Source organism: Brevibacillus migulae (genome assembly GCF_004521915.1).
In the GTDB taxonomy this organism is placed as follows: domain Bacteria; phylum Bacillota; class Bacilli; order Brevibacillales; family Brevibacillaceae; genus Brevibacillus_F; species Brevibacillus_F migulae.
On record NZ_SDKD01000013.1, the window covers coordinates 62235 to 88011 of the forward strand.

The 25777-nt window shown below is 50.4% G+C and carries 28 protein-coding genes; 14 read left to right on the top strand and 14 right to left on the bottom strand.

The genetic code is table 11. The annotated features are described in order from the left end of the window. The first annotated feature begins 6 nt into the window (after positions 1 to 6). Both EIZ37_RS15780 and EIZ37_RS15785 read left to right on the top strand, forming a co-directional pair. Positions 7 to 537, top strand: coding sequence for a DUF1850 domain-containing protein (locus EIZ37_RS15780; RefSeq protein WP_134685725.1), 531 nt, complete (start codon positions 7 to 9; stop codon positions 535 to 537). Then, positions 534 to 2471: a TRAP transporter permease gene (locus EIZ37_RS15785; protein WP_134685726.1), complete on the top strand. Its 1938-nt coding sequence runs from the start codon at positions 534 to 536 to the stop codon at positions 2469 to 2471. Before EIZ37_RS15780 ends, EIZ37_RS15785 begins: the two co-directional genes overlap by 4 nt. 51 nt (positions 2472 to 2522) lie before the next feature. On the opposite strand, the gene EIZ37_RS15790 is transcribed toward EIZ37_RS15785, so the two are convergent. After that, positions 2523 to 4121: a M4 family metallopeptidase gene (locus tag EIZ37_RS15790; protein WP_134685727.1), complete on the bottom strand. Its 1599-nt coding sequence runs from the start codon at positions 4119 to 4121 to the stop codon at positions 2523 to 2525. A gap of 338 nt (positions 4122 to 4459) precedes the next feature. Beyond that, a complete protein-coding gene (locus EIZ37_RS15795; protein WP_235828058.1) occupies positions 4460 to 5449 on the bottom strand; it encodes a CvfB family protein in 990 nt (329 codons plus the stop codon). A 152-nt stretch (positions 5450 to 5601) separates the two neighbouring features. On the opposite strand from EIZ37_RS15795, the gene EIZ37_RS15800 reads away from it, so the two are divergent. Then, positions 5602 to 6390 (top strand): undecaprenyl-diphosphate phosphatase, encoded by a 789-nt coding sequence (locus tag EIZ37_RS15800; protein ID WP_134685728.1) that lies wholly within the window; start codon positions 5602 to 5604, stop codon positions 6388 to 6390. 594 nt (positions 6391 to 6984) lie between these two features. Here the strand turns inward: EIZ37_RS15800 and safA are convergent. The 3 genes from safA to EIZ37_RS15815 form a co-directional block, all read right to left on the bottom strand. Continuing rightward, the gene (gene safA, locus EIZ37_RS15805; protein WP_134685729.1) at positions 6985 to 7617 is read right to left on the bottom strand and encodes a SafA/ExsA family spore coat assembly protein; all 633 of its coding nucleotides are present in this window, start codon (positions 7615 to 7617) and stop codon (positions 6985 to 6987) included. Continuing rightward, positions 7617 to 7826: a hypothetical protein gene (locus EIZ37_RS15810; protein ID WP_235828060.1), complete on the bottom strand. Its 210-nt coding sequence runs from the start codon at positions 7824 to 7826 to the stop codon at positions 7617 to 7619. The genes safA and EIZ37_RS15810 overlap by 1 nt, the downstream gene beginning before the upstream one ends. 68 nt (positions 7827 to 7894) lie before the next feature. Beyond that, the gene (locus EIZ37_RS15815; RefSeq protein ID WP_134685730.1) at positions 7895 to 8239 is read right to left on the bottom strand and encodes a toprim domain-containing protein; all 345 of its coding nucleotides are present in this window, start codon (positions 8237 to 8239) and stop codon (positions 7895 to 7897) included. Between the two features lie 120 nt (positions 8240 to 8359). Here EIZ37_RS15815 and EIZ37_RS26010 point away from each other — a divergent pair, with 120 nt between their 5' ends. The 5 genes from EIZ37_RS26010 (at position 8360) to EIZ37_RS15835 (ending at position 11795) form a co-directional block, all read left to right on the top strand. Next, complete coding sequence (locus EIZ37_RS26010) at positions 8360 to 8509, top strand: hypothetical protein (protein ID WP_167568923.1); 150 nt, start codon at positions 8360 to 8362, stop codon at positions 8507 to 8509. 147 nt (positions 8510 to 8656) lie between these two features. Beyond that, positions 8657 to 8866 carry a hypothetical protein gene (locus EIZ37_RS15820; RefSeq protein WP_134685731.1) on the top strand — a complete coding sequence of 70 codons (210 nt, stop codon included), beginning with the start codon at positions 8657 to 8659 and terminating at the stop codon, positions 8864 to 8866. Between the two features lie 37 nt (positions 8867 to 8903). Further along, a complete protein-coding gene (locus EIZ37_RS15825; RefSeq protein WP_134685732.1) occupies positions 8904 to 9194 on the top strand; it encodes an ArsR/SmtB family transcription factor in 291 nt (96 codons plus the stop codon). Between the two features lie 80 nt (positions 9195 to 9274). Further along, positions 9275 to 10435 (top strand): MFS transporter, encoded by a 1161-nt coding sequence (locus tag EIZ37_RS15830; protein WP_134685733.1) that lies wholly within the window; start codon positions 9275 to 9277, stop codon positions 10433 to 10435. Positions 10436 to 10538: 103 nt separating this feature from the next. After that, a complete protein-coding gene (locus EIZ37_RS15835) occupies positions 10539 to 11795 on the top strand; it encodes an MFS transporter (protein WP_134685795.1) in 1257 nt (418 codons plus the stop codon). A gap of 9 nt (positions 11796 to 11804) precedes the next feature. Here the strand turns inward: EIZ37_RS15835 and EIZ37_RS15840 are convergent, their stop codons facing one another. After that, on the bottom strand, positions 11805 to 12473 hold the full coding sequence (locus tag EIZ37_RS15840; protein ID WP_134685734.1) for a hypothetical protein: 669 nt from the start codon (positions 12471 to 12473) through the stop codon (positions 11805 to 11807). 221 nt (positions 12474 to 12694) lie between these two features. On the opposite strand from EIZ37_RS15840, the gene EIZ37_RS15845 reads away from it, so the two are divergent. From EIZ37_RS15845 to EIZ37_RS15860, 4 genes are read left to right on the top strand one after another with little or no spacing between them, the layout of a single operon-like run. Then, a complete protein-coding gene (locus EIZ37_RS15845) occupies positions 12695 to 14044 on the top strand; it encodes an ammonium transporter (protein ID WP_134685735.1) in 1350 nt (449 codons plus the stop codon). Beyond that, entirely contained in the window at positions 13998 to 15095 is a 1098-nt protein-coding gene (locus tag EIZ37_RS15850; protein WP_167568925.1) for a DUF294 nucleotidyltransferase-like domain-containing protein, read from the top strand. The genes EIZ37_RS15845 and EIZ37_RS15850 overlap by 47 nt, the downstream gene beginning before the upstream one ends. Next, positions 15096 to 15833 (top strand): exonuclease domain-containing protein, encoded by a 738-nt coding sequence (locus EIZ37_RS15855; RefSeq protein WP_134685737.1) that lies wholly within the window; start codon positions 15096 to 15098, stop codon positions 15831 to 15833. It begins immediately after the preceding gene. 30 nt (positions 15834 to 15863) lie between these two features. Continuing rightward, the gene (locus EIZ37_RS15860) at positions 15864 to 16358 is read left to right on the top strand and encodes a GNAT family N-acetyltransferase (protein WP_134685738.1); all 495 of its coding nucleotides are present in this window, start codon (positions 15864 to 15866) and stop codon (positions 16356 to 16358) included. Between the two features lie 20 nt (positions 16359 to 16378). Here the strand turns inward: EIZ37_RS15860 and EIZ37_RS15865 are convergent, their stop codons facing one another. From EIZ37_RS15865 to EIZ37_RS15890, 6 genes are all read right to left on the bottom strand, one after another. After that, positions 16379 to 17068 carry a response regulator transcription factor gene (locus tag EIZ37_RS15865; protein WP_134685739.1) on the bottom strand — a complete coding sequence of 230 codons (690 nt, stop codon included), beginning with the start codon at positions 17066 to 17068 and terminating at the stop codon, positions 16379 to 16381. Then, positions 17065 to 18549: a sensor histidine kinase gene (locus EIZ37_RS15870; RefSeq protein ID WP_134685740.1), complete on the bottom strand. Its 1485-nt coding sequence runs from the start codon at positions 18547 to 18549 to the stop codon at positions 17065 to 17067. Before EIZ37_RS15870 ends, EIZ37_RS15865 begins: the two co-directional genes overlap by 4 nt. 19 nt (positions 18550 to 18568) lie before the next feature. Continuing rightward, positions 18569 to 19318 (bottom strand): ABC transporter permease, encoded by a 750-nt coding sequence (locus EIZ37_RS15875; protein ID WP_167568927.1) that lies wholly within the window; start codon positions 19316 to 19318, stop codon positions 18569 to 18571. A 7-nt stretch (positions 19319 to 19325) separates the two neighbouring features. After that, positions 19326 to 20054, bottom strand: a complete 729-nt coding sequence (locus EIZ37_RS15880; protein ID WP_134685742.1) for an ABC transporter ATP-binding protein — start codon at positions 20052 to 20054, stop codon at positions 19326 to 19328. A 73-nt stretch (positions 20055 to 20127) separates the two neighbouring features. After that, positions 20128 to 21027 (bottom strand): hypothetical protein, encoded by a 900-nt coding sequence (locus EIZ37_RS15885; protein ID WP_134685743.1) that lies wholly within the window; start codon positions 21025 to 21027, stop codon positions 20128 to 20130. 251 nt (positions 21028 to 21278) lie between these two features. Further along, complete coding sequence (locus EIZ37_RS15890; RefSeq protein ID WP_134685744.1) at positions 21279 to 22010, bottom strand: MOSC domain-containing protein; 732 nt, start codon at positions 22008 to 22010, stop codon at positions 21279 to 21281. Positions 22011 to 22091: 81 nt separating this feature from the next. On the opposite strand from EIZ37_RS15890, the gene EIZ37_RS15895 reads away from it, so the two are divergent. Then, complete coding sequence (locus EIZ37_RS15895; RefSeq protein ID WP_134685745.1) at positions 22092 to 22802, top strand: SDR family NAD(P)-dependent oxidoreductase; 711 nt, start codon at positions 22092 to 22094, stop codon at positions 22800 to 22802. Here EIZ37_RS15895 and EIZ37_RS15900 read toward each other — a convergent pair. Both EIZ37_RS15900 and EIZ37_RS15910 read right to left on the bottom strand, forming a co-directional pair. Then, the gene (locus EIZ37_RS15900) at positions 22787 to 23260 is read right to left on the bottom strand and encodes a DinB family protein (RefSeq protein ID WP_134685746.1); all 474 of its coding nucleotides are present in this window, start codon (positions 23258 to 23260) and stop codon (positions 22787 to 22789) included. The genes EIZ37_RS15895 and EIZ37_RS15900 overlap by 16 nt on opposite strands. 261 nt (positions 23261 to 23521) lie before the next feature. Then, on the bottom strand, positions 23522 to 24472 hold the full coding sequence (locus tag EIZ37_RS15910; RefSeq protein ID WP_134685747.1) for a helix-turn-helix transcriptional regulator: 951 nt from the start codon (positions 24470 to 24472) through the stop codon (positions 23522 to 23524). 93 nt (positions 24473 to 24565) lie between these two features. Here EIZ37_RS15910 and EIZ37_RS15915 point away from each other — a divergent pair, with 93 nt between their 5' ends. After that, positions 24566 to 25738 (top strand): MFS transporter, encoded by a 1173-nt coding sequence (locus EIZ37_RS15915; protein WP_134685796.1) that lies wholly within the window; start codon positions 24566 to 24568, stop codon positions 25736 to 25738. Positions 25739 to 25777 lie beyond the last annotated feature (39 nt).

Below are 25777 nucleotides of genomic sequence, written 5' to 3' on the forward strand. Positions count from 1 at the left end.
ATGTTCATGCTATCCATAGTAGGAGCAGCAAAAGGGCGGACTACGTTCCGCCTTTTCTCCTTCTTGGTCGTTGCAGCAGCGCTTCTCCTCTTTTTACAGATTCCTCTCTCTACATCACTGGTCATCCGGGATACGCGATCCCAGCAGATTGTATGGAGTCATTCGATTAAGAACGGCGACTCATTCGCCATTCGTTTTATTCATTCCATACATCGCACTCCTATCGTTGAATATTATTTGATTAAACAAGAGCAAATCCAATTGCATCAAATGACCTTTGAGGAGTATGGAATCGGGATGGAAAGCCAGCTTGCACCGGGGGAACAACTCTTGATCGAGGACGGGGATTTTCGCGTCGTCAACATGAACCGCTTGTTTCCTGCGCTGCATCTGTTTATCGGCCAGGTACGAGCCAATCACACATTGCTCTTTGAAGGCAAAGAAATCCCGTTTCGCACACTGGATAAACCCGGTTCTGCCGTCACGATCCAGGTGGAGAAACAATCAACATGGGAAAAGTTGGGGGGTTGGTTATGAGCCAACAGAATATGAATCAACAAGAGATGGAGGAACTCATCGCGAAGTACGATAAGGAATCAGCCTTTCGTCAGCTTTCCGGTGCCATGAAATGGGTCTCCTACGGGTTGCTCGTTCTCTTCTCTGTCTATCAGCTTGTCAGCACACTATTTCTTACCTTACCACCGCAAATCCATCGTCCTATTCACTTGGCGTTTGGGTTGGGGCTCGTATTTCTGCTCTTTCCGGGACGAGCCAAAGGCAATAACGACAAAATAGGTATTGCCAATACGATCATGTCGATTCTGGCAGTTCTCGTTTCGTTGTACTGGGTATTTGATTATGAAGGCTTGGTCATGCGGACCGGTAACTATACCACGCTGGATCTGGTCGTCGGCGGAGTGGCCATTTTGCTGGTCATGGAAGCAGCCAGACGTGTCGTTGGTCTGCCTATCGCTATCATTGCGATTATCTTCTTGCTCTACACGTATTTTGGTCCGTATATGCCAGGATTTTTGGAGCATCGCGGCGTCAATGTTTCCCGTATTATTGGCCATACCTACTTTACATTGGAAGGGATTCTCGGATCCCCGATTGCCGTATCTTCCACGTTTATTTTCCTGTTTATTCTCTTCGGAGCCTTTCTGGAGAAAACGGGTGTAGGCGATTACTTCAATGACCTCTCCCTCGTGATTGCCGGGCGTCGCATCGGCGGCCCTGCAAAGGTAGCGGTCTTCTCCAGCGCCCTGCAAGGGACGATTAGCGGAAGCTCCGTTGCGAACGTAGTGACATCCGGTGCGTTTACCATTCCGATGATGAAGCGGTTAGGCTATCGTCCGGAATTTGCCGCGGCGGTAGAAGCTTCCTCCTCAACAGGCGGACAAATCATGCCGCCGATCATGGGTGCAGCTGCATTCTTGATGGCCGAGTTCATCGGCGTACCGTATTTTGAGATTGCCAAAGCAGCAATTTTGCCAGCGATTCTCTTCTTCGTAGGTATTTGGATCATGACTCACTTTGAAGCGAAGCGTCTCGGTCTTCGCGGTCTGACACAAGAAGAGCTGCCGGACAAAAAAGAAGTATTGAAAAAGATCTATTTGCTACTGCCAATCTTTATCATCATTGGTGTTCTGAGCATGGGCTACTCTGCAGAAAGATCTGCGGTGATTGGGATTATCTCTTGTGTCATCGTAGGGGCATTCCGTAAAGAAACGCGCATGGGATTGCGCGATATTCTGGACGCGTTTGCAGCAGGTGCGCGTACCGCCCTTGGTGTTGTTGCAGCTACCGCTTGTGCGGGCATTATCGTGGGTACCGTTACACTGACAGGTATTGGGTTGAAGCTGGCAAACGGTCTGCTTGACATGGCTGGCGGCGTACCGATCCTGGCTCTGTTCTTTACGATGATTGCCTCCCTGATTTTGGGGATGGGAACACCAACCACTGCGAACTACATCATTACCTCGACCATCGCAGCGCCTGCTCTGGTGCTGATGGGGGTACCAGATATTGCAGCACATATGTTCACCTTCTACTTTGGTATTGTGGCAGATATTACTCCACCTGTAGCGCTCGCGGCTTTTGCGGCATCTGGTATCGCCAAATCAAAGCCGATACAGACTGGGGTCGAGTCGACACGATTATCGATCGCAGCCTTCATGGCTCCATACATCTTCGTGCTCTCGCCACAACTCTTGTTAATTGATACGACATGGTACGGAGCGCTTTGGATCATGTTTACGTCAACACTGGGCATGATTGGTGTCGGAGCCGGCTTGATCGGGTTCTGGATGGCAAAGATGAACTGGTTGGAACGCATAATTGCTCTTGCAGGAGGCGTATGCTGCGTCGTTCCAGGCTTCACGACCGATTTGATCGGTTTTGTCTTGATGGCGTTGGGCTTTGGTTTCTCCTTATACAAAGCTCGCACTCAAAAACAATTGCAAGCTTCCTAAGCGTAAAGAAAGCCCGGAGCAATGGCTCCGGGTTTTTTTGGCGTTCGCTGATTAATTTACACCGATGGCAGTGTACGCATTTTTGACGGCAGTCACTTCTGCGGAAGAGGCGCCATACAGATCGGTAGCAGCCTGTATGGCAGCTTGTCTCATTGCTGCAAAATTCGAAGAAGAGGTAAGATAACGAGTCAAAGCACGGTAGTAAATTTTTTCAGTAGCTGCACGCCCTATGCCGTTCACCTTTACTCCGTAGTGGGTTCCACCCTGTGCGATCAGGTAAGCTGCTTTGTTGTTGATGCTGGAGTTGGTGTGAACGCCGCCGTTGTCGCTCGTACCCGTATAGCGTTTGCTGTAATGGTCGGGATCGCCAAAATCTGTTGGATCCTCCAACGAACGCAGGGCGTCTCCGGATCGGACGACATCCTCACCCATCAGCCAGTCATCACGATCGACCATCGCGCCGAAAATATCAGACAGCGACTCGTTCAAAGCACCCGATTCGTTGCGATAGGTCAGATTGGCGGTTCTTTCTGTCACGGCGTGAGCAAGCTCATGCGCGACCACGTCGAGGCCGCCAGCCAGCGGATAAAAGGAGCTGCCTCCATCCCCATAGACCATTTGCGTGCCGATCCACGCTGCATTGGCCCAATTGGAGCCTACATGAACGGAAGAGACGATTTTGGCTCCGTTATTGTCATATGAATTGCGTCCATGGGTGTTCTTAAAGTAATCGTAGACGACTTCCGCGTACTTGTGGGCATCGACGGCGGAGCCATCCGTGAAATAGTTGTTCGTGCTGGAAATGGTGGAGCCTGGCAGCGATGTGGAGTAGTATGGCTGATTTTTTGCGTCATAGGTCTGGATTCCGTTGCCGCGGCTTGTCCCTTTGAGAATATAGGTGCCACCGCTGCTGGTGGTTTCAAAGGTTTTCGTGTCGCCAAAAACGCCTGTCCCCGACCCGGTTGCCTCTTTGATGATATTAAACTTATCGATCACCTTTCCATTCGTCGCATCGACAAAGTAGTGCCAGTATCCGGGCTCTGGGGATACAAAGGAAGTTTTCACCTCGTAAGCGAGGTAGAATTTGTTCTTATGCGGATAGACATAGAGCTTCGCCTCTGGCTCCATTGCGTACTCCTTGATTTTTCCTACTCGCTTCTTCAGGTCTTTTTCCACGACTTCAATCGCTTCTTTTTCCTTGATTTTCGCTTTTTTCGGAATTTTTTTGTCTTCCAGATCCGGAATCACTTGCCCAAAGAAGGTCGTTACATTTTCGTCCTCATCGAGGGAAATCGTCTGATCCGAGCCATATACCGGAATGCCTTCATACATTTCAACGAGGCGGAAATGATAGGTATCCGTTTTCTTGTCGGATTCCTGTTCGATAATCTTAAACTTGTCCTTCACTTCTCCATCCAGTTGGAACAGATCTTTCTTTTCCTCGAGATAAGCAAACACAATCTCTTTTTTGTTCAATCCCTCTGGCGCTTCCCACTTTTCTCCGATAAAGGTGGGGGTCTCGTACTGCTCACTCATGAGCATCTGCGGCTCCTTGTCTCTTGCTTTTGCCTGGATGATGGAACCGTTTGACAACATCCCGCTGAACGCAACCGAAGCGACCAACAACGACAAACTGACCCTTTTTTTCATTTGTTTTACCTCCTATATTTTGGAATATTACTATGATTTGATTATTTCAATTAATTGCCATTATAGTCAATTTTTAAAATCTTACATTCTCCGCCTTCATTTTTCCTTCGTTGACAGAGAATGAGCGGATCTCATGCGTTTGCCGTCGTACTGCTACGAAATCAGGCGGAAATTGCAGCAAAAAAAATAGCCAAACTTCCAGCTTTCACTGGAATTGGCCAAGGCTATTAATTGCTTTAACGTTTTACATTATTGCTATGTTAACGTAAAAAACATCGATGAAATAAAAAATACCTATAGACATCGTCCTCTCGGGCATGGTCTATAGGCTCTTTTTCTTATTCCGTATCCAGCGAATTCTCCCGTTCCTGTTCTTCCGCGTAGCGTGCCAGCACCCCTTTATCCAGATGGGTCCAGCCGTCCTGCTGTTCAATCTTTCTTTCTTTCATCAGCTTGCCCAAGGCACGCTTAAATGCAGACTTGCTGATTCCGAATTTCTCCTTGATCGTTTCCGGTGGCGTATCATCGGTGTACGGCATCGCCCCTCCGCGACCAGCCATATAATCGACCAGTCTGTCCGCATCATCCCCGAACTGCTTTTCCTTGCGTTCGCGCATGGAGCCATTCAAACGCCCATCCTCCCGCACGTAGGTGATGCGCGCCTTGATGGTTTGCCCCATTCGCAGATGCTCCGTCATCTCATCGCGGTGAACAAACAGGATATGTTCATTCTCCGTGAAGAGCAAGGCGCCATTTCCCAGTGTTTTGTAAACGGTCGCTTCGACCCATTTATTGCGCATGTGCGGTTCCGCTGGCTGGCTGATGTCCAGGATCGCCTCTTCATTCGCCGGTCTGGCCACCAGTCGCCCGTTTTTATCCCGTTTCATCGTCACAAGCACGTAGTCTTCCGGCTGCGGCCATTCCTCTCTCATTGTCGGCAGATCGTCCACAAACATCAGCAGGTCTTTGCCGATCCCGTTATCCAAAAACACCCCCAGCTTGGGGTTCACCGAGACCACCTCGAGCCAGCCATATTCGCCCAGCTGCACATGCGGCATACGGGTCGTAGCGGTCAGCCGGTCTTCGGAATCCAGGTACAAAAAGACGGTCGCTTGGTCTCCGACTTCAAACGTTTCATCCGTATCATTTTCGTGTAACAAAATACCGGTACCCTCGTCTTTAAGGAAGTATCCATACTCCACCTTTCTGTCAATCAGCAAGGTCACGATCATACCCGGTTGAAACAGCCCTTGGCTGAAATGCCCAGGCTTCTTTGCTTTGTTCGTTTTGTACGATTGGTTGCGATTGGTTCGCATTTGTCTTCTCATTTGTCGCCATCCTTTTGCAAAAGCTCACAGTCCATAGCTTTATTATACCAATTGGTTTCCTCATTTAGGCAAGTCCATCCAGAGAATACATACATATATAACACAAGTGCATGTCTCGTACTGCCATTTTTGAAACAAGGAGCGAAAAACCCATGCTAGTTTTGATCGAACACATCATTTTAGGCATCATCCAAGGCTTGACCGAATTTCTCCCGATTTCCAGCACCGGCCACCTCGTATTGTTCCGACAGCTCTTTGGCCTGCAAGAGGCGGGGCTCTTGTTTGACACGATGCTTCACTTTGGGACGTTGATTGCGGTGATCATCGTCTTTTGGCCGGAAATCCGGCAGCTCTTACGCAATCCTTTTGGCAAGCTGGCACGCCTGCTGGTCGTCGGTACGATTCCTACTGCAATCATCGGTCTTACCTTCGAGGATTTTTTTGAGGAAATCTCCCAGACCGGGGTGACGATCGGCTATGAATTTCTGTTGACAGGACTCATTATCTGGGCAGTCGAGTCAATGCCTAAAGGAAAACGCAGCTTTGAACAAATCAATTACACGGACGCGCTGATCATCGGGACGCTGCAAGGCGCTGCGATACTGCCTGCGATCTCCCGCTCCGGCCTGACCATCGCTGGAGCGCTCATGCGCGGCATCGAACGGGGAGAGGCGGCACGCTTTTCTTTCCTGCTATCGCTGCCTGCAATCCTGGGCGGAGTCGTCCTGCAAACGAAAAAGCTGGTGGAAGGTCCTGTCGAAAGCATCGCCCTCATCCCCATGCTGATCGGCACGATGTTCGCCGCGATTGCCGGATATTTCGCGATACGCTGGATGCTGAAGATTATCAGCACTGGCTCCATGAAGGGCTTTGCGGTCTATGTCTGGTTGCTTGGTATCATCATCCTCGGAATGCAGTTTTTTGGCTATTGGCGGATGTAATGTAAGGGTTTGTGCAAACATTGTGGTGGGGGAAGGGAAGACCGGGCGGGGCTCCATACTTGCCACACCCGCTTAGAAGAGGAGACCGCCCGGTTCCGCTCGCAAAAACGGGACGTTGCGCAAAAGGGTTCAAAGAAGCTTATTCACCCGCAGGGGTTGCGTAACAAGCGTGTCCCGTTTTTGCAAGCTCCACCTCGGTCGGTGTGACAAAAACTCCGCCCGACCCGGTCTTCCCTTCCTCAATGAGCGGTTGGCCCTCCATTCAATTAGCATCTGCTACTAAGGTGAGCGTGTTCCAAAACGGAGCGCCTGCGAAGCCCGACCTAGCTCCACAGTAAATCGCAGGAAAAAGGGGGGCAAACTTGGCTAAGCTGCGAAGCCATGCCACTTTTTGCACACCCCTGCGATTTGCTGTGGAGCGGACAGACTCTACTTACAGCGGGCCGAAGAATGAAGCGGAGTTTTGGAACATGTTCACCTCACCATAGTAGCGGAAGCACCACTACCACCCCGCAGCCATGTTGTACCATTGGAAAAAATTGAGGAAAAAGCGCTTTTTTCGAGCAAGCCTCGTCAAAGCGCTTTTTCTCTTTTTTATGGCCGGATGAACATTTGCGTCCAATACACGCCGTATGCTCCGCCTTCTACATAGCCTACACCGATTTGCGTATACTGCGGATTGAGTATGTTTTGACGATGCCCCGGACTATTCATCCAGCCTTGCATCACCTGAGCGGCAGTCCGTTGGCCAGCGGCAATGTTTTCACCCGCAGCGTGATAAGAAATATTGAAGGCTCGCATCATGTCAAACGGGGAGCCATAGGTGGGCGATATATGGGAAAAGTAGCGACGGTCCCGCATATCCTGCGATTTGATCCGTGCAACCCGAGACAATTGCCAGTTGTTCGCGAGGGGTCGCAAGCCTGCTTTTGCCCGTTCTGCATTCACCATCTGGATCACTTGCTCCTCAATGGACAGGACCTGCCTAGGGACCAATGGAATCGTTACTTTGTTGCCCGGATAAATCAATGCGGGATTCCGAAACTGTGGGTTGGCCTGAATGATCTCGGACAAGCCTACTTGGTATCTCTGAGCGATTTTCCACAAGCTGTCCCCCGGCTGGACGATATACACATCCGTTTCAGGGGTTTGGGCATCTACAGAAGGTACCGAAAAGGCGGATAAGCAAAGACAGAGCATCGCCATGCAAACAAGCAGCTTTTTCATCAACGCATCTCCTCCTTATCGGCAACGCCACGTCTTGCCACCATTCTTAACACCATCAACAGGACTCCGTATACCGCAGCTGCAAGCAAGGCAGCAGTCAGCCAATTATCTGTGCCTATCAGCAAATAAAACAGGGCGTGTGCGACAAACAAGCCCAGCACCCAAGCGAGTACATTCATCCGTCTGAGAAAACGGAATACATTATCCACTTGTTCAATCACTCCCGGTTGTTAATGCACTGCTAGCTTTGGTATTGCCAACCGGGGTGAAACTTATGCTACTCCCAATTACTTGTGGACTTGATGAGAAACCCTGCACGCTCCAGTATTTCCGCCAGCACATCAAGCGGCGTATCTGCTACCTCTGCAAACTCTTTGCGCGTATGTAAATGAATCGCGTCAGGAAATTCCTCCCGCAGCAGTTTGCGCAGCTTTTTTCCACTGTCATCCTCATCCGTAAAAATGTACAAATCCGCTTCAGGGTCGATTTCTTCCCTGAGCTCCTCTGCCCGCTCTGCGCTGAAGGTTCCATAGGTACACAGGATGGTGACCGGTTCATCCAGCACACTGCGCAGCCGCTCGCGATCGGTTTTTCCTTCTACAATCATCACTCGGACATCCATTCAAATACCTCCCGCCACCAAGTCTTTGCATCCATTCCTGCCATACCGATATCTGGATGATTATACGCGAAAATGCAAAGCCAGACTACTGATAGGCATGAGAAAAGGGGGGCAGCGAACATGGGTAAATTCAAAAGCCAACGGAATGCAAATCAAATCGGCCTTGCGGTAGCAGGCCTTACCAGCAGTACCGTCGCAGACGATCTGCACACGGAGGACAACCAGGGGAACTCACGCCCGCAGAAAAGCAAATCCCAAAAGAATCCGTAAGACATTGCTGTTACTGCAAAACAGCGAAGCCGTGCAAGATACGGTCTCGCTGTTTTATTATGCGGTTAAAAGCCAGGTGGACCGTTTAGAATCATAGCATGATGTCCACGCTAGAAAAGAAAGCTGTACTAGCAAGGAGAGAATCGGATGTCTTTTTTTCCCCATCCCCGCTCGGACGGGCCAACGGATCACCCTCGTTGGTTGACAAGCCATTATCGTATGTCCTACCTGCTCGAAGATGACGATCACGACGAAATCCACTGTGACTATATCGGTACAGGCAAGTGGTTGGCAAATATCAGACCCCGCAAAAGAAAGAATGCATCTTTGCGGATCGCGTCGTTTACAAAGAAATAACTTGTCAATAAAATAAATTCTTGCTAATAATGGTTATATGACTATTGAACAAGTACACGCAAACGAAGTCCGCGTCAAGATTTTTAAGGCACTTGCCGATGAAACAAGACTGCAGATCATCAAGAAGTTGTACGAAACGGGAAAAGAGCTGGCCTGCGGGGAAGCATGCCCGGAAGATTTATCATCCAAATCAAATGCTTCCTACCATTTCCGCACGCTGCGGGAGGCAGGACTGATCAAGGTAAGAAAGGAGGCGCAAAACCGCTTAGTTACCTTGCAAAAAGAAACTTTTGAACAGTATTTGCCCGGTTTTCTGGATACCCTGTAGGCGGTATCTCTTTTTTCGGTTTTTAGTTCAATTGTTATTTAACTATTAAATATAAATCGTAACTTCGAGGTGTTCTTTGCATGAGAAACATGATCATTCCCTTATTTTTGGTCGCTTTTGTTATTGGTACCGATACGTTTATCGTGGCACCCTTGCTGCCCCTTCTGCGTTCTGAGTACGGGATTAGTGCCGCCATGTCCGGATGGCTTGTCAGCGCTTATGCCTTGGGGTATGCTCTTTTTGCGCTGATCGCTGGTCCCTTGTCTGACAACTGGAATCGGAAAAAAGTGATGACTTGGGGGCTGGTATTTTTTGCTGTTTCAACGACCCTTTGCGGATTCGCCGACAATTTTACTGCGCTATTTGTTTTTCGTTTTCTCGCAGGGGTTAGTGCCGCATTCACCAGTCCGCAAATATGGGCGCTGATCCCGGCATTGTTTCCTGCAGAGCGGGTGGCAAAGGTAATGGGCATGGTCATGGGAGGATTATCCCTATCCCAGGTCTTAGGCGTTCCTCTCGGCAACTGGTTAGCGACTGTACATTGGTCATTCCCGTTTTATATGATTGGTGCATGTGCCCTGCTTCTTGCTTTGATCATCCATATGGCATTGCCGGAGCTAAAGCCAGCCAGTTATGATGGAAATCGACCTTCTCTGTTCGGACGCTATACCCGATTGCTGGCCTCCGCCGTTACCAGACGGGCATTTCTTGTTTACTTCATTGTCTTCACCGGTTTTTATGCCGTGTTTGCATTTGTGCCCAACTGGCTTTCCGATCATTTTCATGTCGCTCAGCTTATGATTGGCACGATCATGCTTCTTGTTGGTGTTGGTAACTTAACAGGGAGCATCACCAGCGGATGGCTGCTGGAGAGATGGGGGCGTCCAAAAGTAGTAGGATTCATGCTTTGCGGAGCCGCCGCTACCTTTGTCTTACTGCCATTTTTTTCTTTAAACGCAGTCATGATCATGCTGATTCTCCTTTACTTTTTTGGCGGGGTGCTGGTCCCTACTCTGATGGGCTACTTGCAGTCCCTGACCGTTTCCGAACGTGGCACGTCGGCAAGTCTGGCGAATGCCACCATGTATGCAGGAAACGTTGTAGGCTCGATCGCGTCTGGTTTCCTTTACGAGGCGTATGATTTTTTCCTGCCAGGAATTTTTGCAGCCCTTTGTTTACTTATTTCGTCATGTTTGCTTGCAGGAAAAATCCGGCAGGCTGCTGTCCGAGCAGAACCATAAGCGTTCCCCTTTACTTGCCTACCTTTTCCTGATATCCTAATAAAAAATATTTGATTGAATCTTTTTACGATTCAGGAATCGGCTAAAGGAGTTGCGGTTCGTGATGCCCACATCCATATGGAAAAACCGTTCGTTTCTACGCCTTTGGCTCGCTCAAGTCACGGCGAATATCGGCGATCAATTTTACAGCATCGCCTTGCTCTGGTATTTGCTGCAGCAGACAAAATCCGGGGCAACCCTCAGTCTGATCCCGATCCCGGAGATGGTGGCCGGGTTTCTCTTTTACCTGATTGGCGGGGTGCTGGCCGATCGCTTCAGCTCGCGCACCTTGATGGTTACGGCGGACCTTGCCCGCCTGGTGATAGCCGCCTGTGTCGGTTTTTTGGTGCTGGCAGGCGTCCACCATATCGGTCTATTCCTGCTGGCGCAGTTTTTGCTCGGGATCTTCTCCACGCTCTTTTATCCCGCGAAAACGGTTGCCTTGAAAGCATCGCTTCCCGCCGAATCGCTCGGCCGCGCCAATGCCATCTTGGATACGACCTTCCGCACGATACGCATCCTGGCTCCGATGAGCATCGGGGTATTGGCTGCCAATGTACCGATCGCATCCCTCTTTTTCGTCAATGCCTGTATGTATTTGCTCTCGGCTTTCTTTGTCTATACGATCAGAGGCTCGCTGGGAAATGAGGCAAGTCTTGCTCATGAGCCGTTGACACTCCGGCAGTACTCTCGCGATATTGGTTCTGCAGTCAAAGAAGTGCTTTACAATCGTTCCCTCTTGCATATCCTGCTTTTCGGCAACATCGGCTTCCTCGTCTGGCAGGTATGCTGGAGTGTCGGCTTTCCTGTCATGGCGGATCAAATGGGAGACGGGGATGCCGGCATGCTCGGGATTTTGGTCGGTTTCTACGGTGCCGGCAATCTGCTGGGCAGCCTTTACATGGCTCGCTTCACGCATTCGAATCATCTGCTAGTCATGCTGATCGGCTGGCTGTTTCAAAGCATCGGTTTTATCACCATGTCGTTTGGACAGGAAGTTCCTTATCTCGCCTATGCCTCTGCCTGCTTGGCCGGCATCGGCGGACCATTGATCGGAATTCCTCAGTTAACAGCCATCCAGACCGTCGTGCAGGATCAAAATACCGGAAAAGTATTCGCCTTGAATATGCTGACCTTCACCTTTTTCAGTGTCCTGTCCAGTAGCCTCGGGGCCATCTGGTTGGGCCGTTTGCCGGTCGGCACGCTCTTTTTCATCAGCGGATTATTCCTGCTGGCTACGGTCGTAGTAGGACTGCTGCAGAATCGGAAGGAAAAACAAGCAAAAGCATACACAGAAAAGCCTACATCTTTATCGATGTAGGCTTTTTTCTTATTTTACTTCAACCTCGATTGTCTCGCTTACCTTATCGTACTTGCTTTCTGCCGTTACCTTTAAGGAATGTGTACCTTTTTCATCTGGCTTGAAGAGAACGACTTTTTTATACACGCCATTTACCTTTTTGGAGGCAAGCTCTGTCACTTTCTCGCTGTATGTAAACTTGGTGGAATATTTGGAGCTGTAAGTGATCAGCACAGGAATTTCCTGGCCCAGCTGAATTTCTGCATCCCCCGGAGTTACTGCCAGCGTGATTTTCTTAGGATCCTTGACATCGAGAACCGCGCTTGCTTCGGCTTCAATCACCTTGCTGCCAGATGTCATGGATGCTGTCGCTGCAATCATGTACAGCCCTGATTTCGATGGCGTGATGTAACCGGTTGTCGTGTATTTGGATTTGGATCCTGTTGTCTTGATGTTTTTGATCTCGTCATCTTCATCTCCGCCCACGATCGGCAATACCTGCAGCTTAATGTCCTTGAACGTTCCCCCGACTGTCGTTTCCACAGTCAGTTTAATTTTTTCCCCGACACTGTAGCTGTCTTTTACCGATTTGAACTCCACCTCAATTGATTCAGGATCCGCCGGAGCTGCCGCCCATGCTGTCCCTGCCAGAGAAAACAGCATGGTCAGCACCAGCAACACTTTCCACAGTTGCTTCATTTTACCCATCCTTTCTTATCTCAAGAATCTGTAAATATATTACATTCCTCATTTTACCTTTTCCGCCAATATTTTTACAAGCGGACGTTTTTCGACATCAAGAAAAAAATTTACAGACAAATTCAAATTTTTTCTTGCCACGTGTATTTTCACGTCATATAATCTTACATAAATCATAACTTCATGTCAGAAAACATTACACAAAAAGGGAGTGTGGAGAAATGAATCCAGAGATTTCGCAACTTGCAACAGCGATCGATGCCACCTGGGTGATGGTGTCAGCTATTTTGGTGATCTTCATGCAGGCAGGATTTGCCTTGCTGGAGACCGGTTCGACCCGGATGAAAAATGCGGGGCACGTCGCTGGAAAAACCGTCCTTACATTTGGGATTTGCTCACTTGCCTTCTGGGCGCTTGGCTTTGGTCTTACGTTTGGTGATGGGAACTCATTCATCGGTTTATCCGGATTTTTCTTTGATGGCACTGAGGAACAGGCTGCAGCCGCATTCTCTTCGCTCTCCTTTTCCACCATTCCGGTTGGCATCAAGTTTCTCTTCCAGTTGGGCTTTGTCGGTGTCTCGCTGGCGATCGCTTGGGGTGGATTTGCGGAACGCGCGAAGCTCTCTGTCTATTTCGTCTTCAGCGTGCTGTTCACCATCTTGATCTATCCGGTTGTCGGACACTGGGTATGGGGCGGCGGTTGGTTAGCGGCGCTCGGCATGCAAGACTTCGCTGGATCTACCGTCGTTCACTTGCAAGGTGCCCTCGCGGCGCTCGCAGCGACTATCCTGCTCAAGCCTCGCATCGGGAAGTACAATAAAAACGGCACGTCCAACCTGATCCCCGGGCACAACCAAGTGTACACGGTGCTCGGCGTGATCATCCTGTGGATTGGCTGGTTCGGTTTCAATGCCGGCTCTACGCTCGGCTCCACTTCTGGCTTCTTCGGCTATGTCGCTTTGACTACCAATCTGGCTGCTGCTGCAGGGGCGGTTGCTGCCCTGGCTATCTCCTGGATCGTCATGGGCAAAGCCGACATCCCAAGCATGCTGAATGGCGTATTGGCTGCACTCGTCGCGATTACGGCTTCCTGCGCTTATGTGGATCCTTGGGCTGCTGTTGTGATCGGTGCGGTGTCAGGTATCCTTACTTTCTATACGTCGATCTACTTCGATCGCCGCGGCATTGATGATCCGGTATTTGCTTTCTCCGTTCACGGAATTGCTGGTATCTGGGGCACGCTATCGACCGGACTTTTCGCTACACCCGAACTGGTTGAAAAAGTCGCGGTTGGTTCTCCTGGCCTGTTCTACGGCGGCGGGCTTCACCAGCTCGGCGTCCAAGCGCTCGGCCTCGCCGGAACCATCGTCTACGTGTTGGCGGTTTCCTTCATCGTCTTGGGCATCATGAAAGCGGTGATGGGGCTGCGTGTAACAGAAGAAGAGGAAGTTGTCGGGCTCGACATCAGCGAACATGGCGGTTACGGCTATCCAGAGCTTTTGCACGATAGCAAAAAAGGTCATTATGAAGGCGGTGGGGCCTCTGCAATCTCCTCTCATTCCGTCTCATAATCGCGAGCAGATCATCAGTCAGGTCCTTACGATTCAAGAGCTGGCCATCTTGCACCGGGAATCTTTTGATCTCCCGGTGCTGGCTGCTTCTTTTGCGTTTCCAGGATTTTCCGATCAGCTCAATGATGCACATGACCTGTTTATCCGTCGTTGTCTCGAGCTTTGCATCGAGGAAATGAACGCATCGGGCTACGGTCTTCCTCCTGCGCCTTTTGCCTTTCTGCTCTTCGGCAGTGGCGGCAGGCGGGAGCAAACGCTTTTTAGCGATCAGGACAATGGGCTGCTCTATGAAATTCCTGCACAAGCGGATGAACAGGGAGAACTCCAGATCGTTGGATATTTTGCGCGCTTGGGGCAGCTGGCGGTTCGGCGATTAAGTGAAGTCGGCTATCCCCCCTGCATCGGAAACGTCCTGTGCTCGAATGAGCGGTGGAATCGTCCGCTGGAAGGGTGGCGCGAGATGTTTGCCGAGTGGCACTCGCAGCCTACCTGGGAAAATATCCGCTACCTGCTGCTGGCGGGGGATGCGCGGATGATCATCGGCGATCCGGCTCTGTTTGCCAGTTGGCGGGCTAGCTATCTTCAGCTGTTTGTCGAACATCCTTCGCTGATCAGCCGCTGTGTCAGCAATACCTTGCATCACCGCGTCCCCCTCGGTTTTTTTGGCCGCATCGTGACCGAGGTAAATGGTCAATACCAGGGCGCCATCCATATCAAAAATGGTTTGTACCTGCCTTTTGTCAATTGCATTCGCTTATGGTCCCTTGCCCAGGGGATTTCTGCGACCCATTCCCTCGACCGACTCGATGCGCTGCGGCAACAAGGGATATGGAACAAAGAGCTCTGTGAAGAAGTCTTCCAGCATTTTCAACAAGCCGTCTACTTCCGGCTGCTGGCGGCTACCCATTGGCAGGAGGATTTATTTGAGAGCAGCTGCTACGTCAGCATCAGTAACCTTTCCAAGAATGAGGTATCTGCATTGAAGCAAGCGATGAAGCAAGCGCTCGACTTGCATAAAATGACTGCCTCCTTCGCAAAAGGAGCGGTGTAAATGAATCGGTGGAATCCATTTTATCGACTATGGGAAATGACCAGGGAAAGACGACTTCCGCCTTCCTTATCTTCCGCCATGCTGGACAATGATCCTCACCATCTCGCTTATTTGCGCTCCTTGGCGAAGGACTTGGACAACAGCCGGAATACGGAGATCCCGCTTTCCGAGCTGGAAGTCGTCGTCGTGGATCTGGAAACGACAGGCTTTCATCCACAGCAGGGCGATGAAATCATCGCGATTGGCGCTGTAGCGATGCGTGGCTCCCATGTGCTGCGGGACGAAAGTTTTTCGACGCTCGTGCAGGCTTCCCGCAGCATTCCTGCCCATATCGTAAGCTTGACGGGCATCACCGATGAAGCGTTGGCTTCGGCGCCGCAGCCTTCAGCAGCCTTGACGCAATTTTTTCAGTTTGTCGGCAATCGGCCGTTGGTGGCTCATCATTCCCGACACGAACGTGAATTTTTTCGAACGACCCTGTGGAAGACCAGCCGCACCCGTTTTGTCCACCGTCTGCTGGATACGATGCTGCTCATCCGCCTCTCCTCCGGACCGCTGGGAAATGTATCGCTGGATTCGCTCTGCGCGCTGCATCACATCACCATCGGCAGGCGGCATGACGCTTACCACGATGCACTGGCAACCGCATCCTTGTGGGGCATCTATCTGGAGAAGGCCATCCAGCAGGGGTTTCGTGACTTGCAGGAAATCTATCAGGAAATCGGTAATCAGCCTTAAACGATGAAAACAAAGGAGACATGGACAACGATGGTCACGATTCGCGATGCAGTCAAAGAAGACTTGCCCAGCATTTTGAGCATTTACAATGAAGCCATTCGCACCCTTACGGCAACCTTTGATTTGGAAGAACAGACATTGGAGCAGCGTGCCGTATGGTTTGCCAAATACGGGGGAAAATATCCGCTGATCGTCGCGGAGCTGGAAGGGGAAGTCGTGGGGTACAGCTGCCTGTCTTCCTTTCGGGAAAAACCGGCGTACAGCAAAACCGTGGAGGTCTCGATCTATATTTCCTCCGAAAAGCGCGGCCACGGGATCGGCAATGCACTGATGAGCGCCATTCTTGATCGTGCGAGAGAGCTGCAGTACCATACCGTCATCGGCGGGATTACAGGAGACAATGAAGCCAGCGTACGACTGCATGAAAAATTCGGATTTTTCTTGGCTGGCCGCTTTCGCGAGGTGGGGTACAAGTTTGATGCTTGGCGGGATGTTTGCTTTTATCAGCTGATGCTCGAATCGTGAAAACAAAATCAGGGGCATCTTCACAGATTAAACCTGTATCCGACGCCCCAAATGGTTTCAATATATTGGGGTTTTGAAGGGTTGATCTCGATTTTTTCGCGGATCTTGCTGATATGCACGGTCACGGTCGCAATATCACCCAATGAATCGAAGCCCCAAATTTTTTCAAACAGTTCATCCTTCGTGAATACCCGATTCGGATGCATGATCAGGAAGAGCAGCAGGTCATACTCCTTGGATGTAAATACGACTTCCTTCTCCTGAACGGTGACTTTTCGGGATAACTTATCAATTCGTATGCCTCTGAGGTTGATTTCATCTTTGGCGCGTCCCTCGCTTCCAATCAGCCTCTCGTACCGAGAGAGATGCGCTTTCACCCTGGCGACCAGCTCGCCCACGCTAAACGGCTTGATAATGTAATCATCTGCCCCCATCCCAAGCCCGCGAATTTTGTCCACTTCTTCTTTTTTCGCGGAAACCATCAGGATGGGGATATTTTTTGCTTGGCGCACTTGCTTGCATATCTGATAGCCATCCGTGTGAGGGAGCATCAAATCGAGCAGGATCAAATCAAACGTTTCATGCAGCGCCTTTTGCAGGCCAATGTCTCCGTTTGCAGCGATCTCTGCTGTGAAGCCATTTGCCTCCAGGTAATCCTTTTGCACCTCGGCAATGACTGCATCATCCTCTATGATCAAGATCTTTTTCATGACACCAACCCCATTCTTTTTGGGAGTGTAAACGCAACGGTCGTTCCTCTTCCGACGGCGCTTTCCGCCCATATTCGCCCGCCATGTTCGTCGATGATGTGCTTCACGATCGCCAAGCCCAATCCGCTTCCGCCATTCGCTGGACTGCGGGATGGCTCTGCGCGGTAAAAACGTTCGAAAATGTGCGGCAATGCCTCAGGCTCGATCCCCGATCCGTTATCGGCGATTTTCACCGTGATTTCCTGTGCCGTGTCCACCAGCTCCATCCTGATCTCCCTTACCTCCCCGCGCATATGCTTCAGACTGTTATCGACGATATTCATCATCACCCGATTCAGCTTCTCACGGTCTGCCCAGATCAAAATCGGTTCATCGTTTTCACTGGATAACGTGACGAAGACTCCCTTCATTTGCGGATCAAGACGGATTTCTTCCACATAGTCCTTGATAAACGTCACGATATCAAGCTCTTCAAAATGAAAGGGCAGCCGCTTCATATCGAGCTTGGAATACAAAAACAATTCCTCAATCATCCGGTCCATGTCGTTCGCCTTTTTGTAGATCATGTTCAAATACTTCGCTTGTTTTTCCTTCGTGTGAGCGACCCCGTCCAGAATGCCTTCCACACATCCTTTGATCCCGGTAATTGGTGTCTTCAAATCATGTGAGATGTTGGAGAGCAGTTGTTTGCGATTTTCCTCATACTGAAGCTGAAGATGGATAGACTCTTTCAAACGGCAGCGCATTTCTTCAAAGGCGGTGCTCAGTTCCCCAATCTCATCCTTTTTGTGCGCTGTCACCTCATGATCGAGATTCCCTTCCTTAATCTGCAGGGCTGCTTGCTTCAACGCGTAGATCGGTTTGATGATGCTGCGAGAGACGAGATAGGTGAGCAGCACATTGGTCAGCCCGATTATCAACAATAAAGCCAAAAAAAGAAGAGGGAAAAATTTGCTGAAAAACGCGAAAAGGGATTTGGTATCCGACAATGCATAAATGGTACCCGATTGTTGATCCGGGAATGTGAACCTGTACTGCTCTACCGTGAAGTTCCTGTCAAGGCCCCTGAATTGAAACCCGTGGTGTCCCGCATCTTCCTGGCCGGATGCAAGCGCCACGGACAAATCAACGCCTTCCAAGAATGGGGACACATAGACGATACGGTCTTGCTTGATCATGACCAGCCCTGTCTGCACGGAATTGAATTCAGCGTCCGTTTTTTGTAAAAAAGCCGTATCTGTCAGCCGAATCGGGTCGTAGCGTGCCATGTACTTGATGCCGGCATACAGTTCGTCCCGTTTTTCAAACATCTCTTTCATTGCAGGCACCCATCTTTGGCTGGTATCTTCCCTATACTCGCTCACCCCTTGGATATCCTTCATGAACATCCCCATCAGCAGCATGGCTACCGGAAAAAACAAGACCAACGGAATGAATATCATACCAATATAGGATAAAAGCAGCTTCTTCCTGATCGTCATCGATCGATCTCCCATGCGGTTAAAATTGTTTTTTCTCAAACCTGTACCAACCTGCTGTATAACCAATTATACAATTCGATAGCAGCAGTGTGGAAACTTGCAGCAGCTGGCCCCATGTCGCCCCGTTCCCGATCCACATTTCATGCCAATCTGTGTAATCGAAAGCCGTCCAGGAGACCGCTTGCGGATAGAAAAACGGCAACAGCCTAGCAGCTGTATAGATTAACAAGCATAAGGCGAGTGCGCTGACGCTGTGATCCACCCACATGACCAAACATACAGCGATCAACCCTACAGCCAGCATTGGGAAAAAGGCAAGGAAATACGAGGCTGATGACGCCAATAACGTGTCAAACACATTTCCGCTGTCGAAAAAGAAGCCGACTATGGTGGAACCCAGCCACATGAGCGCTAGACAAAACAGAGTATACAGTGCGATTACCGCCACTTTGGAAGCGAAAATTTTGGTTCGGGAAATCGGGCGTACGAGCACATTTGTCAATGTATTGGATGCCGCTTCTCCTGTAAACAGGTCTGCGATGGTGACGAACAAAAAGAATGGCAATAGAAACGATGTGAACAAATCCAGCATCATGAGCAGGAAATGGCTGCCGTCACCCAGGATGATTCCAGTATTTCGCTGAAAGCTGGTTACTAGCAACGCTGCCAATACAGGAGCCGCTACGGTAAGCAGCAGAGTGATCTTCGTTATTTTGCGGGCATACAGCTTATGGGACTCATTCAGGATATTCGCGTACAAGCGATTCATCTTCGTGTCACACCCCCTGTGCTTTCCCGATTTCCGACATGTACATGTGCTCAAGCGTCCTCCCTGTGCCCGACCATTCATTCACCTTTGCTTGCAGAATCAAGCGGCCGCCGTACAGGATTCCGATACGGTTGCACATCTTTTCCATTTCGCCGATCATGTGACTGGAAATGAGGAATGCCGTCCCGCTTTCCCGCGCCAAACGCGTGATGAGCTGGCGCATCTGAAGGGTGCCTTCGATATCCAAGCCGTTTGTCGGTTCATCGAGAATGACCAGCTTCGGATCCGATAGCAGGGCTGCAGCCAGCGCCAGCCTCCTCTTCATGCCCAGCGAAAAATCAGCAACCTTCTCATGCCGATAAGGTTCCAGCCCGACCCACTCCAACACCTCAGCGCTCCTGTTTTTCGGAAGTTCAGGATAAAATCTGGCTGCAAGCTTAAGATTTTCGCAGGCAGTCAGATAGGGATAAGCTGCCATTGATTCAAACATGCAGCTGACTTGCTCCATTGCCTTTTCGAAATGATCCGTGATTGCGTGGCCGAACAGTCGGATACTCCCGCGATCCGGAAAGATCAGCCCGACAAGCATTTTGAGGAGAGTCGTCTTTCCGGCGCCATTCGGACCGCATAACCCGTATACATCTCCCTTCTCTACTTCAAAGCTGACATCATGAAGCCCACGGCCATTCCGATAAATTTTGGTGATGCCTTTTACATCTACGATTGGTTCGCTCACTGCCGCCCCTCTCCCTTTCCCGCATGAAGATGAATGCCGGATAACGCCATCTGCACGTTACCCGGCTGGATATTTACCACGCTCCGAAATGCTTCCGTCCTTCGCTTGTGATGGAGTGCACCTGCTTTCCTTCTAATTGAACAGGTTCGATTACGGTATGGTTCAATCCGGATAAATCAACATCAAATGCGACCGTCACTTGATGCTCCTCTCCCGAAGCGTCCTGACCGACGATTCTGATTTCCGCTTTCTGGTTTTCGATATAGTCATCTGCATTGATGATTGCATCCAGGTTAACCTCTTGCATCCGAATATTGTCGGTCAATTGGGGAAAATCGACCTTCATATCAGCAGGGGCAATGCTTTTTACTCCCTGGTGCCGATGGTTATCCGCTCCAGTGTGCTGGGAAGCATTTTTGATGATGAGTGAACCGATTGCGTTTACAGCCGTGGGAATTTGACTGTCACTCAGATGCAAGGATACATGCTTTTTGCCATTCTCTTGGTTTTTCAACATGACCTCGCTGCGCAGATTGCCTGCCAAGACATCCAGCACGTTTTCCATGTCCTTGGCCAGTTCCGGATCATGTTCATTTTGTCCCCACCGCGGTCCCTGTCTTTCCATCACATGATACATGTCGCTGCCGCTGTGTTTGACGATGATTTTGCCATCTTGACGGTACACATGCAACGCGTGCTTCTGCTTGTCGTTGTCCACCTGGATCGCTGCGCTGGATAAGTCCTTACCGTTGTCTTTCTTGAAAGCTGAGGTCACGTCCAATACTTTCTCTTCATTATCATTGACTGTGACATGAGCGTCTCCGGCGATACTCGCTGCCGCTTTTGTTTGCTTCCACGCCTGTTTGTATGCTTCGTAGCCGGTATTGCTCGCGCTCGCCGAAAAACCGCTGGTAATCAGCATCGCCACGCCAAGCCCGATGCCGCCTCCCATGGCCAACCACTTTTTGTTCATGATTCGATAGCCTCCTGTCTATTGGTTGAAAGCTCCCTCGATGCCCCTGCGAGCTTCCCTGATACTCATGCTAACCACCAGCTCTAAAACGGCTCTAAACAAAGTCTAAAAAAAGTGTAAAAACAGCAGGCCGGTTCCGAAAAATAGAAAAAACCTGAATCCTGCCAAACAATTGGCAATGATTCAGGTCATAGACGGTTCGAATGTCCGGCCGCCAGCAGCTGCCGTCTCATTCGCAACCTGTATGAAATTTATTCTGCGGTTTCTACCACATGCACCGCATCATCTACTTTTATGGTTCCCGTCCGCACCACCGTCGCATAGACACCAAACCGATTCTCCCTATGCTGGACCACGGTCTTTAGCAGGCTTTTATCGATCTCGTAGGTGGCCGGATCGATATTAATCGCGTGGCACCGCTCACAATGACTGTTCACCTGCAAGATCACTTCCCCAATCTGCAGCTGCTTGCCCAACCATTCATCCTCCTGAAAAGGGAGATCCGCATCCAAAGCGATCACCACATTCGCCCGAAAACGGCGGTGATCCACTGTTCCTTTTCCCCAGGCTCTTTGCAGGTCGCGAAGGGATGCGTCGGTCACGATCAGAATGTGTCCGTCCCAGTTCTCTCCCCCCTCTATCGGAGTGCGGCTGAAAGGGATAATCGGCAGCTTGGCTGCTTTCTCCATTTCGGCAAAGAAGGACGCCTCTCCCCAAGCAAACGTTTCTCCAGAAGGGCTTATCACCTCAACCGGCGGATACGCTTCCTCGGTTCCTTCCCCTTTCAATCTTGCCGCATACTCGATAAAGCCGGGGCACTTATCAGGACTCAACGGCCTTCCTTCCTTCGTGCCATCGCCGAAATAATGACTGCGGTCCCCGTACAGACCGAATGAATCGACGCGGCATTCTTGTAAAGACTCCCCTCGCAGCGCTTTAACCGGATGGCGGACAAGCTCTGCCACTTTCCCTACTTTCCCCATTTCCGTTCTCCTCGCTTTTCTGAAAACTGGTAACCTGCTAAGATACTAGCATAAATATCCAGCAGAAAGTAGGTAAGAAAAATGAGCAAAGCCGTTTTTGTAACGGGTACCTCCAATGGTTTGGGCAAAGCATTGTTTGAGCTGTTGGCTGCAGAAAATCATTCGCTTTTCTGTATCGCGCGCCGCTTTTTGCCAGAGCAAATCGAGCTCGCTTCCCAGTCAAACCACGATATCCGGCTCTTCCAAGCGGATCTGCGTGATTCCGCGCAGCTGCCGACGGCTTCGGATATGAATGCTTTTCTCCAAGATAAAGAAATATCAGAGGTTGTATTGATCCACAACGCCGCTGTGATTGAACCGATCGGAGCCGTGGGCACATTGGACCCGCAGCAGATCACGGAAGCGATTCAGGTGAATCTGACCGCGCCGATCCTGCTGAGCAACACGCTGTTTTCCCTCCAGGCAGCGGAGACGCTTCCCGTAAAAGTCCTGTTCATCTCCTCAGGTGCCGCGAAAAACCTGAAGGACGGCTGGGCGCTCTATTGCTCGACCAAAGCAGGCGGAGAGATGTTCTTCAACGTGCTGGCCGAGCAGGTCAAAGACCAGAAACGGATATCGGTCCATAATGTCAATCCGGGTGTGATGGATACTGAAATGCAAAAGACCATCCGCTCTGCGACTGATGTTCATTTTCCTACCCTCGAGCGGTTTGTCAGATTGAAGGAGGAAGGGCAGCTGGCCCAGCCTCATGATGTGGCCCGCTCCATTATCCGCGATTATTTGCCAGCTTGAATGGCTTTTACCATCGACGAAATAACACCTAAGTGGACGGCCTCGTGGATGAGGGCAAACTGAAAGACCTCGTCCCTGCAGGAAAACGTAAATGGGCCCATTTCGCGGGGAGAATGGAATGATTCGTTCAGTTTGTCTGGAGACACTTCTGATAACCGGTTGAACTGTGTGGAAAGGGTTTGCAGCAGCTCCTCCTTCGATGGCGGCGTGTCAGCCCAATCCGCTGGCTTCGTCCCCATGAAGAACATCTTGTTGTAATTGCTCGGCAAATCGGATGGAATCTCCAATCCATTGGCAAGAAATACATCCTGCATTGCTGCGATATGTCCGATATTCCACCGGATCGTGTTGTTGAAGCCGTTGGGCTGAATATCAAACAGCTCCTCGGGTATAGCCTGAAGCGATCCAATTGCTAACTGACGCACCGTCTTGGCCGTTTGAATACTTGCTTGAGCCAATGAGCATTCCTCCTGCAGGGAAGTGCTAGGACTTATCAGGCACTTCCATTTTTTTACTTCCTTATGAGCTGTATGTGCCCTACGGTAGAAATATGCGGCCTTCTTGAACGATCCTTTTCTTGTCTCCCGGCAAAAAAACAGCCCCCTCGTTCTATCGCTCAAGTCGAGGGGGAGAGACAAGCTTATTTAGAAAAATGGGCCAACACGATTTTTCCGATGGTATTGCCCTGCTCGATCTTTGCATGGGCCTTCCGCAAATGTTTACGATTCATATTTGGCCATGATTTCCGCAAACAGCCGCTTCATTTCTCTGACAAGCTCGATCGGGCGCTTCACTGTCGCCTCCGTACCCAATCCGACGAAAAAGCGGGCATAGAAAGCGAGGTCGCTGAGGGAAATTGCTCCTTCCAGCCACCCGGTGCCATCCTCCCGTACGCGCAGATGGGAGCGCAACCATAATACAGCTTCGCACATTTGGACACCTTTTGGACTTAATTCCGCATAAAGGTGAGTCGACTCCTTCTCCATCTGGAAAAACGTCTCTTTATTGCCCAAATGAACATGCCGCAAGTCCATCGGTTCCGTACCGTCCGTCACGTACGCGGCAGAACGAATGCGATCACAGCGAAATATGCGGAAGTCTTCGCGCAGTAAGCAATAAGCAGGACAAAACCACAAACCATTGCTTGCATAGATCCCGATCGGTTGGATGTTTCTGATCGCATCCTCTCCCCGCGACTCGTATTCGATGCATAATACCTTTTGCTCCACGGCAGCTTCGAGCAGGATTTCCAAATGCGGGGATTCCTGAAGCCGCGTTGGCGTCACGAAGTCCACCCGATTTTTCATCTGATCGATGCGATCCCGGACATCCCCGGACATATACCGATAAAATTTTTCCAATGCGGAGGCCGATTCCGCCTCAAAGGGCAGCGAGGAATAGTGGCGAAGGGCATAGACAGCAAAAAACATCGCGATTGCCTCTTTTTCAGAAAAAGCGATTGGTGGCAAAATTCTTTCCTTCAATACCTGATAGCCACCGTGAGGACCTACCTCCGAATACAGCGGGACGCCCAGCTCGCTTAATTCCTGCAGATCCCTCAGCATCGTTCTGGTAGATACGCCAAATTCCTGAGCAAGCTCTTTCACCGTAAATTTCCGTTTTCGGTTGACCGTCATCATCAATTCCAACAAACGCTTTGATTTCGACATAGCTCCCGTCCTTTTTCGATCTACGACATTTTCTGTCACTATTATCCGCTACAATGTGGTTGTGATCAAATCAAAAAGAAAACGGTGATGATGATGGGCAGATTGACTGTACTCTTTTTTCTTGTCATGTTTGTGATTGGCACGGATACGTTTCTGATTTCCCCGCTGCTCCCAACCCTGCAAAGCAACTTCCATGTCCCCACGGAAACAGCCGGATGGATGATGGGCTCCTACACGCTGGGTTCAGCGGTGTTTGCGCTGATTGCCGGTCCTTTATCGGATGGATGGGATCGAAAAAAAGTGCTGCTGACCGGCCTTACCTGCTTTGCCATTTCCACTTTCTTATGCGGCTTCGCGGTCGATTTTTGGACCATGTGCCTGTTTCGCTTTTTGGCGGGAGTCAGTGCGGCGTTTACAGCACCGCAAGTCTGGGCATCCATCCCGACTCTGTTTCCCCCGGCCAAAATCAGCAAGGCCTTAGGCGTCGCCTATGCAGGGCTTGCTGTCTCGCAAGCACTCGGCGTGCCGATCGGAAGCTTGCTGGCCGCAGGAAGCTGGCCCCTTCCCTTTTGGACCATCGGCACCTTTTCCTTGTTATTGGCGGTGGCCGCCTTTTTCGCGGTCCCTAGCATGAAACCCAGCCAACAGCAAGGGACGAATCTCGCGTCCATCGCAAAAAGATATGTTCCTTTACTGACTAGCAGCCAAGCGAGAGGCACGTTCCTCGCCTACTTTTTTGTCCATCTGGGAAGCAGCGCAGCTTTCGCCTTTCTCGGGAAATGGATGACGGACCGCTTTAGCCTGTCGGTTGACGAAGCAGGCTATGTCATCATTTTTTTGGGCCTTGGCAATTTGATCGGCAGCCTATGCAGCCCCTATGTACTGAAAGCACTCAATCCGTTTCGGACGATGGCTGCGGGGATGCTTCTCGTGATTGCCGCCTATGTTGCGCTGCCATTTATCCCCTCGATTTCGGTCGTAAAGGGCGCTTACTTTTTCATTTTCACCATTCTGGGGATTCTGTTTCCGCTCATGGTTGGGCTGCTGAACGGTTTAAATCCCACCATCCGCGGAACCATTTCCAGCCTGGCTACTTCTACCATGAATGCGGCGACAACCTGTGCAGCTTGGTTGGCAGGAATGCTTTATGCAGGATTGGACGGATATTGGGCTGTTTGCATGTTTACGGGGATTTGTCTAGCGGGCTCGCTGCTCGTATTCGTTTCAAGCGGTGTCCTGTCTGGCCAAGCGGAAAAATCGGCATGACGAATGAAAGAAAGGCTCCGCCAACAATCAAGGCGCAGC